The organism is Pseudarthrobacter defluvii (assembly GCF_030323865.1).
Taxonomy (GTDB): domain Bacteria; phylum Actinomycetota; class Actinomycetes; order Actinomycetales; family Micrococcaceae; genus Arthrobacter; species Arthrobacter sedimenti.
Map to the genome: position 1 here is coordinate 3,980,235 of NZ_CP066362.1, position 16,558 is coordinate 3,996,792.

The following is a 16,558-nucleotide window of genomic DNA, read 5'->3' on the forward strand; positions in this document are numbered from 1 at the left end:
CAATGCCGGTCACAGGCCTGCCCCCTTCCCGCGGCGGACCAGCCACACGAACACGGGGGCGCCGATCAGGGCGGTCATGATGCCCGCCGGGATCTCACCGGGAAGCAGCACCACCCTGCCGATGATGTCCGCGCCCAGCAGCAGGGCGGGGGCGGCCACCAGGGACAACGGCAGGATCCAGCGGTAGTCCGGGCCGGTGAGGAAGCGGACGGCGTGCGGGATGACCAGGCCGACGAAGCCGATGGGTCCGGCCAGCGCGGTGGCCGTGCCGCACAGCAGGACAACCCCCAGGGCAACTAAGGCGCGGGACAGGGCCACGCGTTGGCCCAGCCCGCGGGCAATGTCGTCCCCCAAGGCAAGGCTGTTAAGGGTCCGCCCTGCCAGCAGCACCACCAGTGCACCGGCCGCCAGGAACGGCAGGCCCGGCAGGAGCACCGACCAGTCACGGCCGGCGATGCCGCCCACCTGCCAGAAGCGGAACCGGTCAAGGGTGTCCTGGCTGGAAACCAGGATCACGTTCATGAGCGAGGACAGCCCGGCACTCAATGCTGCTCCCGCCAGCGCGAGCTTCACCGGAGTGGCTCCCTCCCGGCCCAGCGAAGCAATGAGGTATACGACGACAGCAGCTGCGGCTGCCCCGGTGAACGCGAACCAGATGTAGCCGGTGAAGGTGGTCACGCCGAACAGGTAGATTCCGGCGACCACCGCCAGGGCCGCTCCGGCGTTCACCCCGATGATGCCGGGATCGGCCAGCGGATTGCGTGCCACACCCTGCATCGCCGCGCCGGCCAGGCCCAGCGCGCCGCCGGCCAGCAGGCCCAGGACGGTCCGCGGGATGCGGGCGTGCACCACGGCGTGGTCCCCGTTTGCGGGATCGAACGCGGCGAGTGCCTGCCACACGGTGCCGATGGGAACCGCGCGGGCACCGACGGCCAGCGAGGTGCCGGCCAGGAGCACCAGCACAACGACGGCGGCCAGCAGCGAGGCGGCCCGTCTCCTTCCCGGAGCATCACCGCGGAGGGTGCCCGGGGCTGCCATGGCCGGCACCCGGGTGCCGTTGTCCGCTGCCGGACGCGCCGTCGTCGTACTCATTGAGGTGCGCCTACTTCACTGCATTCGCTGCTGTGGCCAGCTGCGGGAGGAACGTGTCCAGGGACCACGGCAGGCTCAGGGGCGACGAGGCCGAGATGGACAGGGTCAGCGTGTTGTCGGAATCGGCCACCAGGGCGCCATTTTTGATGGCCGGGATCTGGCCGAGGAGCGGATCCGCCTTGATCGCGCCTGTGGTGGAGGTATCGGGAACCCAGGTGACGAAGATGTCCGACTGCAGTTCGTTGGCCTTTTCGGCGGACCACGGAATGTAGAACTCTTTGGAGCCCCTGGAGTTGTCTGCCACCACCGGGGCCAGGGTCATGCCGATTTCGCTGAGGAAGCGGGGGCGGTTGTCGTTGGCGGTGTAGACGTTCACGCCGTCGCCCTTGGCGGGCTCCAGGTTGCCGTAAATGAAGCTCTTGCCCTGGATCTGCGGGTACTGGGCAACCTTGTCCTTGACGGTGGCCTCGGTGTCGGAGACCAACTTGGCGGCTTCGGCGTCCTTGCCCAGGGCTTTGCCGATGATGGTGGTTGCATCCTGCCAGGACGTTCCATAAGCCACCCCGGGGTGCGCCACCACGGGGGCGATTTGGCTGAGCTTCTTGTAGTCCTCTTCCGTCAGGCCCGAGTAAGCGGCGAGGATGACGTCCGGGCTGAGCTTGGCGATCTCGGTGAAGTTAATGCCGTCCGCTTCCGAGTACTGGGCGGGGGCCTTGGCCGAACCGAAGCCCGCGCCCAGTTTTTCGAGTGCGGCGTCCTTCCAGAGGGTGGAGCCCTTGTCGTTGCCGCCCCATTCATTCTTCGGGACGCCCACCGGCACCACCCCCAGGGCGATGGCGACGTCGTCATTCACCCAGGAGACGGTGGCAACCCGGGTGGGCTGCTTCTCGATGGTGGTTTCGCCGTACGCGTGCTTGATTGCGACCGGGAACTGGGCGTTGCTGCCGGAGCCCGTGGCGTCCGACACCGGCGTGGCGGGTCCGGTGCTGCAGGCGGAAAGCGTGAGGGCCGCTGCCACCAGTACTGTCACTCCCTTGCCGGCAGAGGAAAAGAGGGCCCGGCGTGTTGAAAGAGGGCCGGGGAATAGGGGGTTGGTCACGGGGCTCCTTGAATCAGGCTGATCAAAAACTTAAGTAAGGCTAACCTATGTAAATCCGGATTACGCAACACTTTTATCACCTAATATCCGAAGGTGACGAACACCACATAACGGCAGCAGTCCTTGGACAGGAAGCAGCTGAACTGGCAGGATGTCCTGTGCCGGACCGGCGGCATAGACACCGGAATGCTGAACAGGAACAGGACAACGGGAACGATGCGCACGCAGAAGGTCACTTGGACCGCCGCTGCCGTGGAAAGCGGGGTGGCCGCTTTGGCCTGCACCGCGGGGACTGACTGACCCCCTTGTTACCCTGGCCCGGGCTCCGGGCCGCCCACCCTTTAGGAAAGTTCAGCCATGCAATTAGTCACGCCTCAACAGATCCGTTCATCCTTCGTCAACGCCAGCCGCTCAGAGGCTGCCAAGCTCACGCTGCCCAAGAACTTCGACTTCCTTGACTGGGACAACCTGGAGTTCCTGGGCTGGCGGGACGAAAAAATGCCGTTGCGCGGCTACCTGGTGGTCCCCGGCCCAAAGGGCATCACCGGAGTGATGCTCCGGGCACCCGAAGGCGGCGCGAGGAAGAACCGCGCCGTGCTGTGTGAGCTCTGCCGCGACGTGCACTCCAAGGACGACGTGCTCCTTTGGGTCGCCAAGCGCGCCGGCCAGTCAGGGCGCAACGGCAACACCGTGGGAACCCTGATCTGCGCCGACTTCCTCTGCTGCGGCAACGTACGCAAGGAACCGCCGGTCAACGAGATCAACCCGGACCCGGCGGCCGTCGTGGTGCGCCAGATCCAGGGCCTGCAGGAACGCACGGCGCAGTTCCTGGGCAGGGTGCAGTCGAAGTAGCAGGCGCAAGGAAGCCCCGTTCGCTGAGGTGGACGGGGCTTTCCCGCGTGCTGGTCAACGGTAGGAGAAGCTCACCAGCACCGCCTTGAGCGCCTGGCCTTCGGGGCCCCAGTACCAGGCCTTGGCCGCCTCATCATTGGTGAACGGCTGCGGGTCGAACAGGACGTTCGCGCTCAATACCCGGCCGCCAAGAAGCACCGGGCCTTCCCGCACCTGTCCATCCGGAGAGACAGGCAATCCGGCCGTGAGTTCCATGCGGTATCTTGCGGCGCCTCCGCTGCGGTCTACAAAGAACGACGAATGCGGCGTGGGAACAGAATGGTCCCGGAGGCCCGGGACAGGATCTGTTTCGATGACGGTCCGGTTGGCAGAGCCGGCCACGACGTCGGCAATTTGGCCGTAGTAGATGTTGATGCGGCTGTTTCCTTCGGCATCGTGGACCATGGCCGTTCCCACGTACGGAGTCTTGGACGGCTCGAAAAGCTCCACCGTCCAGTCCGCCGGATGGCTGAAGGACAGCCGGCCATCGGGAAAGGTGAAGGTTTCCGGCCCCGCGGGAGCCTTGATTGACGGCGGAACGGCCGCCGTCGTGGGTGCGGCCGCCACTGCCGTAGACGGCCCCGCAGAACCGGCGGTTACGCGGCCGCTGATCGAGCAACCTGCCACGCAAAGCACGGTGGCGGCGACTGCGGCGAGGAGGAATGCGGCACGCTGGAGTCGGCGCATGGAGGTGCCTTTCAAGAGGACGCCATTGTTCTCTTTTGGAACTGTGCGGACCCAGCATCCCGCAGTACCTATGGGATTTATTCAGGCGAGGTGTGTTTGGTCATCCCAGAGTGGCACAACGCGAACAGCGGCCACCATGGCCCCCGCAATAAATCCATCTATTTGTTATATTGCCCGGCCGTCTCAGCGCAGGACAATGTCCACCGGGTTTGCCTCGGACCGCCAGGCGCCTTCCTCCCCCGGACGGGGCCGGATAACGGGCGCGGTAAGGACGCCGGAGCGGTTGGTGCGCCGGTCCCGGAGGATCTCGGTCACGGATCCCAGGTGCCGGGACAGGTCGATTACGTTTTCGGGAGCCGCGAGCAGCAACTGGAAGCCGAACTCGTGCAGCGCCTTGATCCCGGCACCTGCAAACTCCTCGGAGGCGAGCACGAACGCCTCGTCCATCATCACCGTCCCGTAGGTGGTGAAGCCCTGCTCGGCAATGCCCAGCTGGTAACTCAGGGCCGCGGCCATGATGAACGCGGTGAACCGCTGCCGCTCGCCGCCGGACATGGAGCCGGTGTCGGCGTGCATGAACACGTCGGTCTTCTTTCCGCCACGGGGACCGGTAACTTCCCGGTGCTCTTTGCACTGGATGAACAGGTGCCCGCGCACGTCCAGCACCTCGGCCCGCCAGCGCCGGTCCTCGGGTGCCTGGGAACCGAGCCGCTTGACCAGCGTTTCCAGGGATTTGTAGCGGGCGGTGAGCTCGCCGTCGTCGTCCCTGTCCGGACCGGGACCGTCTGCGCGGCCGGCTTCAGCTTTGGCCGGCCGGGTGTGCCGCGCCTTCAGTGCGTTCTGGATGGCGTCCTTGAACTGCTTGGCTGTGGGCGGGAGCGTCTGCTTGATGTCCAGTTCCAGGTAGCTGCCCTCGTGGAAGTTCACCTGCGACAGGATGCCGTTCAGGGGCAGGATGCGGCTGGTGATGGAGCGGCGTTCCTCATCCAGCAGGTGCAGCAGCGTGCTGAAGGATTCGTGCGTGCGCTGGTTGAAGAACTGGCGGAACTCCGCTTCCTGCGCGGGCAGGCCGTCGTTGACGATCGCGTGATAGCGGGCCTCGAATTCGCTGGCCGCGCCAATGCTGGTGCCGTGGTCCGCCGAGATGGCGCTGCCCCACTCGCGGACGAAGCCTTCAAAGATGCGGGTGAGCCGCTCAGCCGTAGCCTGCCCCCGGGATTCAGCGGCGTGCAGTTCGCCCAGCAGCGCGGTTCGGACCCGGTTGGCCAGGTTGTCCAGCTCGTGCATCTCGGTGACGTCGCCGAATTCCGCGAAGTACGGTTCCAGGGCTTTGACGGTGGCGTCCGACGGCGGCGCCTGGCGCAGGCGGTCACGCGCGGCTTCCAGCAGGGCATCCGCAGCCGTCAGCTGGCGGTCGAGCGCCTTGTATTCGCTCTGCAGCACCGCGGCGGATTCCGTGCTCGACTGGTGCTTCTGCCGGACCTCCTCGATGGTGGCGCGCAGTGGCTCCAGGTCTGCCTGGGCAGCCAGGGCGTCCTTGAGCCGCTGCTCGATTCGCGCCAGCTCATCGGCGGCCACCGCGGCAGATACCTGTTCCCAGGGGCGGTCGTCCTCGGCGATCCGCCGCAGCGCGTCGAGCTGCCTGCTCATGCCCTGGTGCGAGTCTTCACGGCTTTGTGCCAGCTCGGCGGCCTTGGCCACTTCCTGCCGGAGGTCCTCCACCTGGGCCGCCACGAGTTCCAGCTTGGCGGCGTTGTCGAAGCCGAGAACATAGTCCTGGCGGCTGGTGAAGCGGTCGTCCTTTTCCACCGTGTGCCGGTTGCGCTTGACCACGCCGCCCAGGCTCAGGCCCTTGTCCAGGGAGGCCAGTTCGTCCGGGTCTTCCACGCAGGGGTAGGCGAAGTCGAGGGCGATCCGTTCGCGGACCCATTCGCCGGCTTCAGCAGCCGTGCCCGAGGCGAGGATGTCCAGCTTGGTGAGCAGGTCGTCGTCGCGCACGCCCTCCACGGCGAGCGCGCCGCCGGCGAGCGGCTTGGAGACGTCCACTGCCCGCAGCGCGCCGCGGACGTTGTGGTCGTTGAGGTACCGGGTCACGGCGCCGAAGTGCTCGCCGGGAACCAGCAGCGTGGTGGCCAGGTTGCGGAGCGCGCGTTCGGCGGCGGGACGCCACCGTTCCTCCCCCTCGGCGAGGTCCATGAGCTCACCGGCGAAGGGCATACGGTCCTCGGGGATGCCGGTTGCCGCGGCAATGGCGGCGCGGTTTTCGATGCTCGACGGCGGCAGCAGGGACTTGCGGGTCTTCAGCGAGACGAGTTCCTGCTCAGCCGCCGCCAGTTCGCGTTTCCGGCCGGCGTGCGCATCGAACGCCTCGAACCTCAGCTCCTGCAGGGCCTGCGAATCATCCTTCAGCTCAGCGGACCGTGCCGCCGCCTGCTCGTGGGCCTGCTCCCAGCCGGCGGCGCTCCACTCCAGCTGCAGCCCGGCGTCGGCCAGTGCCTGCTGGGCCGCCTCCTCCACCTGCTGGCGGAGCTTCAGGCCAACCCGAGCGTTCTCGAGCGACTGCTCGATGGCAGAGATCGCGTTGCCGCCCTGGTTGTTGTAGTCGGTTTCCAGCTGCCGCAGCTCCTTGGCCAGGCCGTCCCGGACCGCACGCTCGGCGCCGAGTTCCTTGGCCTTTGCCTGCGCCAGCTCGCGGAAACGGACCAGCGTCTTCTGGTGGACCGTGACGGCGAGCTGCTGCTTGTACGCCTCGAACTCCTCGCCCACCAGTTCCCGGAGCCGGTTGGCGTCCAGCAGCGACTGCGCATACTCCCGGTTCATCCCCGGCACCGGCGCCAGCTGGTCGCGCTGCTGCCGCACGTCCTCCAGCCGCTGGCGGATGGACATCAGGTTGCTGAACTCCTCCACCACGTCGTCCGCGGCGGCCAGCGTTGCCGGGGCGTCCAGGACCTGGTCGCGGAAGAAGGTGTTGACGCTGCCGCCGAGCCCCTTTCCCGCCTGGATGACGCGCAGCAGGGGCAGTGCCTGGTCCGAACTGATCCCCAAAAGGCGCCGGAACCGCTCCGCGAAAGCCTTGTGCACGTCGAAGACCTGGGCGTGCGGGAAGATCGTTTCCAATGCACCCTTGGTGAAACGCTTGTCCGCAATCCCCTCGAGTAGCTCCAGGTCCAGGGGCACGTTGTCGATCAGGTAGAAGCGGCCAACACTGGACTCCGTGCCGTTCTTGGGCAGGTCGAACAGCGCCGACACCGTCACCCGCGTGCCGGCGGCGTTATCGAACGTCAGCGCGACGGCGGACCATGTGGCACCGGGGCGCTGGAAGGCACTCGCCGACCCCTCGCCCACGGCCTTGTCGCCCACCTTGCCGCGCATATACGTGAACGTGGTCCGCTTGTCCTCCACGGCACCGCCCGACCGCTGCGCTGCCGCCTCATTCGACCGCGGCCGCGCATCGAAAACCCGCAGCATCGCATCGAACAGCGTGGACTTACCCACGCCCGAATTACCCGTCAGCAGCGTCCCGTTCCGGTCCACGTGCATCGTGTGCGCCCCGTGGAACGTCCCCCAGTTGACCACCTGCACCAACGCAAGCCGCATCTGCCCCGGATTGGTCACGTCCCCCAAGGGAAGCATGCTCGCGATACTCACTTGGCTTCTCCTTCAGGTTCTGCTGCCGGCTCGCCTACCGCGGCACCACCGCTCGTGGCTGGAACCAGTGCACTCAAGGGAGACGACGCCGATGCCGCCCCGGGAGTGGCATCGGGCCTGTCGGAGCCGGGCGCATCGTCCGCAGGACGTATGCCGACCGGCGAAGGGGCGGGGGCGGCATCGGCGTCGTCGTCCTCCGCGGAAGAATCACCGTCGAGGTCGAGCATCGCCTCTGTGCCGGTGGGGTCTGCCGAGGCCGCTACCAAAGCCTCGATGTGGGCCGGGATGTCGCCGATGTTTTCGAACGGCAAGGCCAGGGGCAGGGCGTTGGAGATGGTGTAGACGTCGTCCAATCCGGTGGGGAGCAGGAGTTGGCGGGCCAGGAGCTTGGTGATGGCGCGGGTGACCACGTCGGAGTCGCGCAGGGCGTCCTGCTGTCCGGCGGGCTGGTAGTGCGCCACCAGGTCCGTGATCTCCTCGCGGGTGATGGTGGGGTCCGTCTGGGCAGTGACATGCCGGTCCAGCAGCAGGCGCAACCGGAGCAGCACGATGGTTTCCACCCGGCTGAGGGCGCGCTGCTGGCGCAGGATGCTGGACCGGGTGTTGCCGCCGATCACCTCCGGATCCACGGGACGCAGGACGGCGATCTTCCGCTCATGGTCCAACTGCAAGGTCAGGAACAGCTCGGACAGGCGGCTGCGCAGGATCACCTGGTTATCCAGCAACACGGTCCAGAGCTTTTCGTCCCGGCCGCCGTCAATGTAGGGGCCCTTGAGGAGCTTCACCAGGGCCTGGCGCACCTTCATGGACAGAACGCCCGTGTCGCCGGGGAACAAGGCAGCGCCGTCGACGAAGGTGTCGCGCGGTGAGACGGCGAAAGGACGCTCGGCCGCCGGTGCAGCCTCAGCTTCGGGCTGGATGTCCGCCGCTTCGTCCAGCCCGTTGTCGTGTGAAACCTCAGTCATCTGAATCCTTTGCGAGCGTGACCACCGGCAGGTAGGCCCTGCGGGTGGAGCCGTCTATCTGTTCGAAGTCCAGGCCCTGGTAGTCGCTGCGGTTAAAGTCGGCCCCGGCGTGAAGGGCCTCGGACAGGAGGGCGCGGATGGAGTTGATGTGCTGCTCTTCGGGCGGCAGCTGCTGCCAGGCGTCGGCGAGCGTCCCGGCCCCTGCCATGGCCGCCCGGACCACGGCAGGTTTGGCCTTGCCGGTCCTCGGCGAGCGCACCCGGTCCGAGTCGGTGAAGGCGATCGGATCGGCCAGGCGGGGCGGTGCCGCAAACTCATCCGGATCGAACAGCTTCACCATGGACAGGGACTCGAAGCCGGCGTTGTAGAGGACGGGTCCGGGGACCAGGCCGGGGCGTTCCCGCTCATAGGGGAGGGAACGGATGGCCTGCTCAGCTTCGCGCAGGACCTGCCGCAGCCTTACCGACTGGCGGAAGTCGTCGCTCTGGACGTATGTATTGAGGCTCTCGCTGAGCTTGCCGTAGATGCGCTGGATCTGGCTGTGTTGCTGGCGGAGCTCGGCTACCAGGTTCTTCAGTGTTTCCCGGTCATCGGGAGAGAGGTCGTCGGCGAACTGGCGGCTCAGCACCTCGCCGATCGCAGACCGGAAGCGAAGCTGCTGCTGCGGGTCCTCGAGGAACGCGGTGAACGAACGGAAAGTACGGCCCTCCGGGCTTTGGCGGAGACGCTTATCCGCCTCCAGGACCTGTGCCATGGTGGCACCCTTGGTCAGCGACTCCTCGATGATCTGGTTGCGGAGCCCGCCCACCAGCTCCTCAATCCGGTCACGCATCTTCTTGTAGTCGGCGGGGAGGCTGGCGGCCAGGTCCAGGATGTTTCCGGCGGCCTCCACGGCTTCGTCGTCGTCCAGCAGGCCGTCGAACTCGCCGGTGTTGATGTCCTGGATCAGCTGCTGGCGCTCTCCGATTTCCTCTTCCAGGGCCTCGAGCCGGGCGCTCTGGTCCGGGTTGGTTTCGTTGGCGAGCTTCTCCACGTCGCCCAGCAAGGTACCCAGGCGGGAACCGTTCAGGGTGGACCGTTCACTGGAGAGGCTGTCCAGGAAGGCGAGCACACGGGCGGCAGGCTCGGTGGCCTCATAGACAATCTGTGCGGACTGGTTGCGGCGGGTCAGGAACTGCCGCCGGGTCCATTCATCGCCAAAGGCCTTACCGTTGGCCCCTCCGCCCAGCCCGGGATCCTGGCGCCGGAGCTCCTCAAGGAAGGTGTCGACGTCGGCATGGAACTCCTCAAGCGGCACCTGCGGCCGGGTGCGGGTAAAGGAAGCCTGCAGCACCGCGATCACCCACGGCGCGGAACGCGTCAGGGCCCAGGCAGGTCCCTTGGTGAGGAGTTCGAGGTCCCGGAGCCGGGCGCTGATGGCGTCAGCGGATGACCTGGCGGAGCGGGGCACACACTCTCCTTGGGCTGTTGGCTATTGGACTGTTCCGGGGACGGGGCAGGGCGGTCTGAACGGGACGGACCGGAAAACTGCCAACTACAAGGTTAACGCAGCCCGCCGCGACCGCTTCGTGACCTACCTGCCGGTAGTGTTTCGATCCCGTATCAACAGTCACATCAGACCCATGCTGCTCTGGTTGGCCGCCCCGCGTCCCCCTAATCTGCTTCTACTGGTCTTCGCCACACAGCAGTCTTTCGCAAAGCAATGCCGCAGCAGGGGGATTCATGCAGTTCGATCTAAGCTCAGTGGAAACAGCCACCTTGGTCTTCATCGGGACACTGGTTTTCGGTGCCATCCTGGCCGGATTCGTCCTCACCGCGGGGCTGGTTGCCCTGGCGCTGCTGGGCGCGGGCAAGCTCACCTGGATGGTGGTCGTCAATACGCTGATGGCCGTGGTCCACGGGATCAACGCGGGCTGGGACAAGCTGGTCCGGCGCGCCTCCGCCGTGGACCTTCCGGCCGATTTCCAGGGCCAAACGTCCCCTAGCACCGGAACCTACCCGCGGGTAATCTTGAGGGACAGCTGAAGGGTTCTCCAACCCCGGCGGATCCATGGCTACACCGGCCATCCGGCCAAGGAGATAACCCATGACCTCCGCCACTGACAGCCAGGCCAAGGACGCCCCGGCTGAGGAAACCCCAGTTCCAGCCGGCAAAATCGGCGCCGGGGCCACCGCTGAAGATGCCCGGGCCGTCGCCGAAGCCGCCCGCGAATCCGGCTGGGACCGCCCCAGCTTCGCCAAGGGCCTTTACCTTGGCAGCTTTGACCTGGATCTGGTCCACCCTTGGCCCGTCGCGGACCCTGCGTCCGTGGAACGGGGCGAGGAGTTCATGGCCCGCCTCACGGAGTTCGCCAAAACCATGTCGGGGCGGGTGATCGAGCGGGAAGCAAGGATCCCGGACGACTACATCAAGGGCCTGGCGGATCTGGGCGTCTTTGGCATGAAGATCCCGGAGGAATACGGCGGCCTTGGGCTCTCGCTGGTGTATTACGGCCGGGCCCTTGCCTTGCTGGGCAGCGTGCACCCCAGCCTGGGCGCCCTCATCTCCGCCCACCAGTCCATCGGTGTGCCGGAGCCGGTGAAGGTCTTTGGGACGCCGGAACAGAAGCGCGAGTACCTGCCGCGCTGTGCCGCCGGTGCCGTCACTGCATTCCTCCTCACCGAACCGGACGTGGGCAGCGATCCCGCGCGCCTGGGCAGCACCGCAACGCCAACGGACGACGGCGATGCGTACCTTTTGGACGGCGTGAAACTTTGGACCACCAACGGGGTGATCGCCGAACTGGTGGTGGTCATGGCGGTGGTCCCGGCGCACACCGATCCGGACGGCACCAGGCACAAGGGCGGCATCAGTGCGTTCGTGGTGGAAATGGACTCCCCGGGCATCACGGTGGAAAACCGCAACGCGTTCATGGGCCTGCGCGGCATCGAGAACGGGGTGACGCGCTTCCATCAGGTGCGGGTGCCCGCCGCGAACCGCCTGGGCCGTGAGGGGCAGGGCCTGAAGATCGCGCTGACCACGCTTAATACTGGCCGCCTGGCCTTGCCCGCCCTCTGCGTGGCCTCCGGGCGGTGGAGCCTGAAGATAGCCCGGGAATGGTCCAACGCCCGCACGCAGTGGGGCCGTCCCGTGGGCCAGCACGAAGCCGTGGGCAAAAAGATTGCCTTTATCGCGGCCTCAGCCTTTGCCCTTGATGCCGTTTTCGAACTCTCCGCCGAGCTTGCCGACGCCGGGCAGAAGGACGTCCGGATCGAGGCGGCGCTCGCCAAACTTTGGGCCACGGAGATCAGCTGCACGATCGCGGACGAGCTGGTCCAGATCCGGGGCGGGCGGGGATTTGAGACCGCCGAGTCGCTGGCTGCGCGCGGTGAACGGGCGGTGCCGGCCGAGCAGCAGTTGCGGGACCTGCGCATCAACAGGATCTTCGAGGGGTCCTCCGAGATCATGCGGCTCCTGATCGCCCGGGAAGCGGTGGATGCGCACCTGGCCGCCGCGGGCGATCTTGCGTCCCTGGACGCGAGCCTTGCCGACAAAGCGAAGGCCGCCGTCGGGGCATCCAGCTTCTATGCCAAATGGCTGCCCAAGCTGGTGGCCGGCGCCGGCATGGACCCCCGCTCCTACAGCGAATTCGGCAGGCTGGCCAAGCACCTCCGCTTCGTGGAACGCTCATCGCGGCGGCTGGCGCGGCAGACCTTTTACGGCATGGGCCGGTGGCAGGCCAAGCTGGAGCGGAAGCAGGCGTTCCTGGGCCGCGTGGTGGACATCGGCGCCGAACTCTTCGCCATGACCGCCTGCTGTTCCCGCGCCGAGATGCTGCTCAAGACGTCCCCCGACAAGGCCGCCAGCGCCTATGAGCTGGCCGACGCCTACTGCGAACAGGCCAAGGTGCGCGTGGACGAGTACTTCGACCAGCTGTGGCGGAACACGGACGACGCCGACCGGGAACTGACACGCAAGGTCCTGGCCGGTGACTACACCTGGCTAGAGGCGGGGGTCCTGGACCAGTCCGAAGGCACCGGCCCCTGGATCGCCGATGCCTCGCCGGGCCCGTCCCAAAAGGAGGACCTGCACCGAAAATACCGGTAAAACCGCAGGTCACAAAGTAGTAAGCACGCTTGCTATCGGGTGGAGCGGGTGGTTGAGTTGAGCTATGAGCAGCTCAACGGACCCAGAGAACCTGCCTCCCCGCCGCGCCCGGGAGGACGAAACCACCCGTCGCGGAACCTTCCGCGACGGAGCCGCGGACGACGCCGCCACGCGCTCGTTTGACCAGGCGCCGGCCCGGGATGGAGTAGCTGCGCGGGAAGAAGTACCAACCCGCGCCGTGGACCGTGGCCGCGTGATTGGCAGGGATCGGGACGCCGTCGTGGACCGGGACCGCTCGGACGTCAGGGCGGAGCGGGAATACCAGCCCGCGCCAACTGCTGCCACCCCGGTAGTGAACCCGGCGCTGGCTGACCGGGAAACCGCCGTCGCGCGCCAGAAGGAGCGGTTTGGCGGCATCAAGGTGGGTTCGGCGTTCTTTGGCTGGCTGACAGCCACCGGCATGGCCGTGCTGCTGACGGCGCTGGTGGCCGCCGCCGGGACCGCCGTGGGGCTCGCCAACAACACCGACGTCAACCAGGCCGTTAACCAGGCCGCGCAGAACAGCGGCACCGTTGGACTGGTGGGCATCATTGTCCTGCTGGTGATCCTGTTCCTTTCCTACTACAGCGGCGGCTACGTGGCCGGCCGGATGGCACGCTTCAACGGCGCCAAGCAGGGGCTCATGGTGTGGGTGTGGGCGTTGATCGCGGCCGTCGTGGTGGCAATCCTGGGGCTGGTGGCTGGACAGCAGTTCAACGTCCTGGCCAACCTGAACAGCTTCCCCCGCATCCCCATCAATGAAGGCCAGCTCACCACCACCAGCATCATCGCCGCGGTGGTAGTGGCAGTGGTGGCCCTCATCGGGGCCATGCTCGGCGGCCTGGCCGGCATGCGCTTCCACCGGAAGGTTGACCGCGCAGGCTTCACCCCGGACAGCGAGTTCTACGACGACGAGGAGTAGTCAGGCGCGGATGTCGCCGTCCACGTAGAACCACCGGCCGTCCTCGCGGACGAACCTGCTGTTCTCGTGCAGGACGCCCCGTTCGTTGCCGTGCCGGTAGTAGGCCTTGAACTCCACGGTCCCCTCGGTATCGAACGGGCCGCCGTTGCTGGTGCCCACGATGTCCAGGCGGCGCCATTCCATGGCCGGATCCAGGTCCAGGCTGGCGGGTGCGGTGGAGCGATGGTGTGTGCGCAGCAGGTACTCCTCATCCAGCAGGGCAAATGCGCTGTACCGGGAACGCATCAGCTGCTCCGCCGTCGCCGCCTGGGCCTGGCCCGAATGGAACCGGCCGCAGCACTTGGAGTACGGCTCCCCGGACAGGCACATGCAGTTTGCAGAGTCAATTGGCGCGGTCACCCGGTGATGCTGTCACATCCGGTAACAGGTTCGCTACAACCCCGGGCATCCCGTGGTCCGCGGCGGCAAGTCCGGCCAAAAATCCGTATGGTGGAGAAGGAGCTTCCGCCCGGCACTTGACGCCGGGATGTAAGCCCAGGATGCAGGCAGAGAGGAGAGATGGCGTGGAGCACCCGGACACTCTCGTCCTCAACCTGACCTTCCTGGGCACCGTGGGCGTGGCCCTCATGATGTTCGGCGTCCTCTTCCTGCTGGGCGTCATCACGTTGGTCCTCGCGGGCCTGGGCCGCCTGGCCGCCATCGTGCTGATGGTTCTGTTCGGCCGCGTCCCCGGCCGGACCGGCTCCGACCGTTTCGCCAACAGGGCAACCAGCCAGGCGGAGCCACGCAAGCCGCTCCGGGAACGGGCCGCCGCGCTGAAGCCGGACCGGCTGAAGGAGTCGCTCCGCACCGCCGTCGTACGCCATCCAAAGCTTGCTGCCGCACGTCCGGAGCCAACGGTCCTCGCTGAAGACTGGGCCTCCGCTGTTGCCCAGGCGGATAAACGCGCCGAGGCCAGGGCGCGGGCGGAACGGCCCGAAATCAAGCTCTCGGTTCGGGATCTTCCGGATCCGGCCGTGCCTGCCGACAAGGTCTCGGAAGTGGCCCCGCTGGTGGAGTCCGCCCTGCACAACCACCGGCCGCCGCATGAGATGCCGCGGTCCTTCAAGAAGCCCCAGCCGCTGCACCCCGTGCCGCCGCTCGATACCGGGTCCCTCGTTTCGCTGGCTGGCCCGCAGCAGGTACTCAAGGAGCAGGCCAAGGAGAACGGCTAAGCCCTTACCCTGAGCAACCATCTGGGTTAGCGTGAACACATGGAATTCAGATACCTCGGAAACAGCGGCTTCAAAGTCTCGGAAATCACGTTCGGCAACTGGCTGACCCATGGCTCCCAGGTGGAGAACGACGTCGCCACCCAGTGCGTGCGCGCGGCCCTCGACGCCGGCATCAGCACCTTCGACACAGCAGACGTCTACGCCAACACGGCCGCGGAGACCGTCCTGGGCCAGGCCCTGAAGGATGAGCGCCGTGAGTCCCTGGAAATCTTCACCAAGGTCTTCGGCCCCACCGGCCCCAAGGGCAAGAATGATCTTGGCCTGTCCCGCAAGCACATCATGGAATCCATCAACGGTTCGCTGCGCCGGCTGCAGACGGACTATGTGGACCTGTACCAGGCCCACCGCTACGACTTCGAAACGCCGCTGGAAGAGACCATGCAGGCGTTCGCTGACATCGTCCGGCAGGGCAAGGCGCTGTACATCGGTGTGAGCGAGTGGACCGCGGAGCAGCTCCGCGAAGGCCACAAGCTGTCCAAGGAACTGGGTTTCCAGCTGATCTCGAACCAGCCGCAGTACTCCATGCTGTGGCGCGTGATCGAAGCCGAGGTGGTCCCCGCGTCGGAAGAGCTGGGCGTGTCCCAGATCGTCTGGTCCCCCATGGCCCAGGGCGTCCTCAGCGGCAAGTACCAGCCCGGCCAGCCCGCTCCCGAGGGCAGCCGCGCCACGGACGAAAAGGGTGGCGCCAAGATGATCCAGCGGTGGATGCGCGACGACGTCCTGGCCGGCGTGCAGGAACTGAAGCCGATTGCCCAGGAGGCAGGGCTGTCCATGCCACAGCTGGCTGTCGCCTGGGTGCTGCAGAACCCCAACGTGGCGTCCGCCATTGTGGGCGCGTCCCGGCCCGAGCAGATCGCCGACAGCGTGGGTGCCGCCGGCGTGAAGCTGGAGGCTGAGGTCCTCAAGCGGATTGACGACACCATCGGCGGACTCGCGGAACGGGATCCGGCACAGACCAAGTCGCCGGCCACGCGGGAAGCGTAAGTGGCCACCCCGTCGGAACTGCCGGAGCTTGCGGTAGCCGGCTCCACCGGAGGCCTGGGCGGAATGGTGGCGCGGCAGCTTGCCGCGTCCGGTTTCGCCCAGCGCCTGCTGGTGCGCGACGCCGCGCGGGCGCCGCAGCTGGACGGCGCGCATGCAGTGGTGTGTTCCTACGGGGACGGCGCGGCCTCCCGGCAGGCCCTTGAGGGAGCGAAAGTCCTGTTCATGGTGTCCGCCGCGGAGGCCGAGGACAGACTGCAGCAGCATTACGCGTTCGTGGATGCCGCTGCGGAGGCCGGAGTGGAGCACGTGGTGTACACGTCCTTCTACGGCGCGGCACCGGATGCCACCTTCACCCTGGCCCGGGACCACTACGCCACGGAGGAGCGGATCAAGGCGTCCGGGATGGAGTACACGCTCCTGCGCGACAACTTCTACCTGGACTTCCTGCCGTTGATGACCGGGGACGACGGCGTGATCCGGGGCCCTGCCGGTGACGGCGTCTTTTCGGGAGTGGCGCGGGAGGACATTGCCCGCTGCGCCCATGCAGTGCTGCGCGATCCGGCCATCCATAAGGGCATGACCTACAACCTCACCGGGCCGGAAGAGCTGACCATGGCGCAGGCCGCCGAGGTGCTGAGTACCGGGACCGGGCGGGAGGTGCGCTACCAGCCGGAGACGGTGGAGGAAGCCTACGCGTCCCGGGCCTCCTACGGTGCCCCGCAGTGGCAGCTCGATGCCTGGGTCAGCACCTACACGGCGATGGCTGCCGGCGAGATGGCAGGGCTTTCGCCGGACGTCCACGGGCTGACCGGTCAGGATCCCATCAGCCTGGCAGAGTTTTTGACCCGGCCGGTGCTGTAGGAGATGGTT

14 protein-coding genes are annotated in these 16,558 nt (G+C 66.8%); 7 read left to right on the top strand and 7 right to left on the bottom strand.

Translation table 11 applies throughout. From position 1 onward, the window contains the following. Positions 1-9: 9 nt before the first annotated feature. Complete coding sequence (locus JCQ34_RS18475; RefSeq protein WP_376978023.1) at positions 10-1,092, bottom strand: FecCD family ABC transporter permease; 1,083 nt, start codon at positions 1,090-1,092, stop codon at positions 10-12. Between the two features lie 10 nt (positions 1,093-1,102). Further along, positions 1,103-2,191 (bottom strand): iron-siderophore ABC transporter substrate-binding protein, encoded by a 1,089-nt coding sequence (locus JCQ34_RS18480; protein ID WP_286400255.1) that lies wholly within the window; start codon positions 2,189-2,191, stop codon positions 1,103-1,105. Between the two features lie 357 nt (positions 2,192-2,548). Here JCQ34_RS18480 and JCQ34_RS18485 point away from each other — a divergent pair, with 357 nt between their 5' ends. Beyond that, on the top strand, positions 2,549-3,043 hold the full coding sequence (locus JCQ34_RS18485; RefSeq protein WP_286400258.1) for an FBP domain-containing protein: 495 nt from the start codon (positions 2,549-2,551) through the stop codon (positions 3,041-3,043). Positions 3,044-3,097: 54 nt separating this feature from the next. Here the strand turns inward: JCQ34_RS18485 and JCQ34_RS18490 are convergent, their stop codons facing one another. From JCQ34_RS18490 to JCQ34_RS18505, 4 genes are all read right to left on the bottom strand, one after another. After that, positions 3,098-3,769, bottom strand: coding sequence for a hypothetical protein (locus JCQ34_RS18490; RefSeq protein WP_286400261.1), 672 nt, complete (start codon positions 3,767-3,769; stop codon positions 3,098-3,100). A gap of 183 nt (positions 3,770-3,952) precedes the next feature. Then, positions 3,953-7,417 carry an ATP-binding protein gene (locus tag JCQ34_RS18495; protein WP_286400264.1) on the bottom strand — a complete coding sequence of 1,155 codons (3,465 nt, stop codon included), beginning with the start codon at positions 7,415-7,417 and terminating at the stop codon, positions 3,953-3,955. Continuing rightward, a complete protein-coding gene (locus JCQ34_RS18500; RefSeq protein ID WP_286400267.1) occupies positions 7,414-8,382 on the bottom strand; it encodes a DUF4194 domain-containing protein in 969 nt (322 codons plus the stop codon). The genes JCQ34_RS18495 and JCQ34_RS18500 overlap by 4 nt, the downstream gene beginning before the upstream one ends. Beyond that, positions 8,375-9,832, bottom strand: a complete 1,458-nt coding sequence (locus JCQ34_RS18505) for a DUF3375 family protein (RefSeq protein ID WP_286400270.1) — start codon at positions 9,830-9,832, stop codon at positions 8,375-8,377. The genes JCQ34_RS18500 and JCQ34_RS18505 overlap by 8 nt, the downstream gene beginning before the upstream one ends. A 272-nt stretch (positions 9,833-10,104) precedes the next feature. Here JCQ34_RS18505 and JCQ34_RS18510 point away from each other — a divergent pair, with 272 nt between their 5' ends. The 3 genes from JCQ34_RS18510 to JCQ34_RS18520 all read left to right on the top strand — a co-directional run bounded on the left by JCQ34_RS18510 (position 10,105) and on the right by JCQ34_RS18520 (position 13,430). After that, positions 10,105-10,407, top strand: coding sequence for a hypothetical protein (locus JCQ34_RS18510; RefSeq protein ID WP_286400272.1), 303 nt, complete (start codon positions 10,105-10,107; stop codon positions 10,405-10,407). Between the two features lie 61 nt (positions 10,408-10,468). Further along, a complete protein-coding gene (locus tag JCQ34_RS18515) occupies positions 10,469-12,469 on the top strand; it encodes an acyl-CoA dehydrogenase family protein (RefSeq protein ID WP_286400274.1) in 2,001 nt (666 codons plus the stop codon). 64 nt (positions 12,470-12,533) lie between these two features. Next, the gene (locus tag JCQ34_RS18520) at positions 12,534-13,430 is read left to right on the top strand and encodes a TIGR04086 family membrane protein (protein WP_286400276.1); all 897 of its coding nucleotides are present in this window, start codon (positions 12,534-12,536) and stop codon (positions 13,428-13,430) included. On the opposite strand, the gene JCQ34_RS18525 is transcribed toward JCQ34_RS18520, so the two are convergent. Next, positions 13,431-13,799, bottom strand: a complete 369-nt coding sequence (locus JCQ34_RS18525) for a YchJ family protein (RefSeq protein WP_286404666.1) — start codon at positions 13,797-13,799, stop codon at positions 13,431-13,433. A gap of 194 nt (positions 13,800-13,993) precedes the next feature. Here JCQ34_RS18525 and JCQ34_RS18530 point away from each other — a divergent pair, with 194 nt between their 5' ends. The 3 genes from JCQ34_RS18530 to JCQ34_RS18540 are packed head-to-tail and all read left to right on the top strand — an operon-like array spanning position 13,994 to position 16,549. Further along, positions 13,994-14,644, top strand: coding sequence for a hypothetical protein (locus JCQ34_RS18530; protein ID WP_286400278.1), 651 nt, complete (start codon positions 13,994-13,996; stop codon positions 14,642-14,644). Between the two features lie 39 nt (positions 14,645-14,683). Beyond that, a complete protein-coding gene (locus JCQ34_RS18535; protein WP_286400280.1) occupies positions 14,684-15,688 on the top strand; it encodes an aldo/keto reductase family protein in 1,005 nt (334 codons plus the stop codon). Further along, a complete protein-coding gene (locus JCQ34_RS18540) occupies positions 15,689-16,549 on the top strand; it encodes an SDR family oxidoreductase (RefSeq protein ID WP_286400283.1) in 861 nt (286 codons plus the stop codon). Positions 16,550-16,558: the final 9 nt, after the last annotated feature.

What these genes read in the sequence shown, in the direction of transcription:
- JCQ34_RS18490 (WP_286400261.1), bottom strand. Translation starts at nt 3,769, where the DNA reads ATGCGCCGACTCCAGCGTGCCGCATTCCTCCTCGCCGCAGTCGCCGCC.
- JCQ34_RS18515 (WP_286400274.1), top strand. Translation starts at nt 10,469, where the DNA reads ATGACCTCCGCCACTGACAGCCAGGCCAAGGACGCCCCGGCTGAGGAA.
- JCQ34_RS18525 (WP_286404666.1), bottom strand. Translation starts at nt 13,799, where the DNA reads ATGTGCCTGTCCGGGGAGCCGTACTCCAAGTGCTGCGGCCGGTTCCAT.
- JCQ34_RS18535 (WP_286400280.1), top strand. Translation starts at nt 14,684, where the DNA reads ATGGAATTCAGATACCTCGGAAACAGCGGCTTCAAAGTCTCGGAAATC.
- JCQ34_RS18475 (WP_376978023.1), bottom strand. Translation starts at nt 1,092, where the DNA reads ATGAGTACGACGACGGCGCGTCCGGCAGCGGACAACGGCACCCGGGTG.
- JCQ34_RS18500 (WP_286400267.1), bottom strand. Translation starts at nt 8,382, where the DNA reads ATGACTGAGGTTTCACACGACAACGGGCTGGACGAAGCGGCGGACATC.
- JCQ34_RS18485 (WP_286400258.1), top strand. Translation starts at nt 2,549, where the DNA reads ATGCAATTAGTCACGCCTCAACAGATCCGTTCATCCTTCGTCAACGCC.
- JCQ34_RS18510 (WP_286400272.1), top strand. Translation starts at nt 10,105, where the DNA reads ATGCAGTTCGATCTAAGCTCAGTGGAAACAGCCACCTTGGTCTTCATC.
- JCQ34_RS18520 (WP_286400276.1), top strand. Translation starts at nt 12,534, where the DNA reads ATGAGCAGCTCAACGGACCCAGAGAACCTGCCTCCCCGCCGCGCCCGG.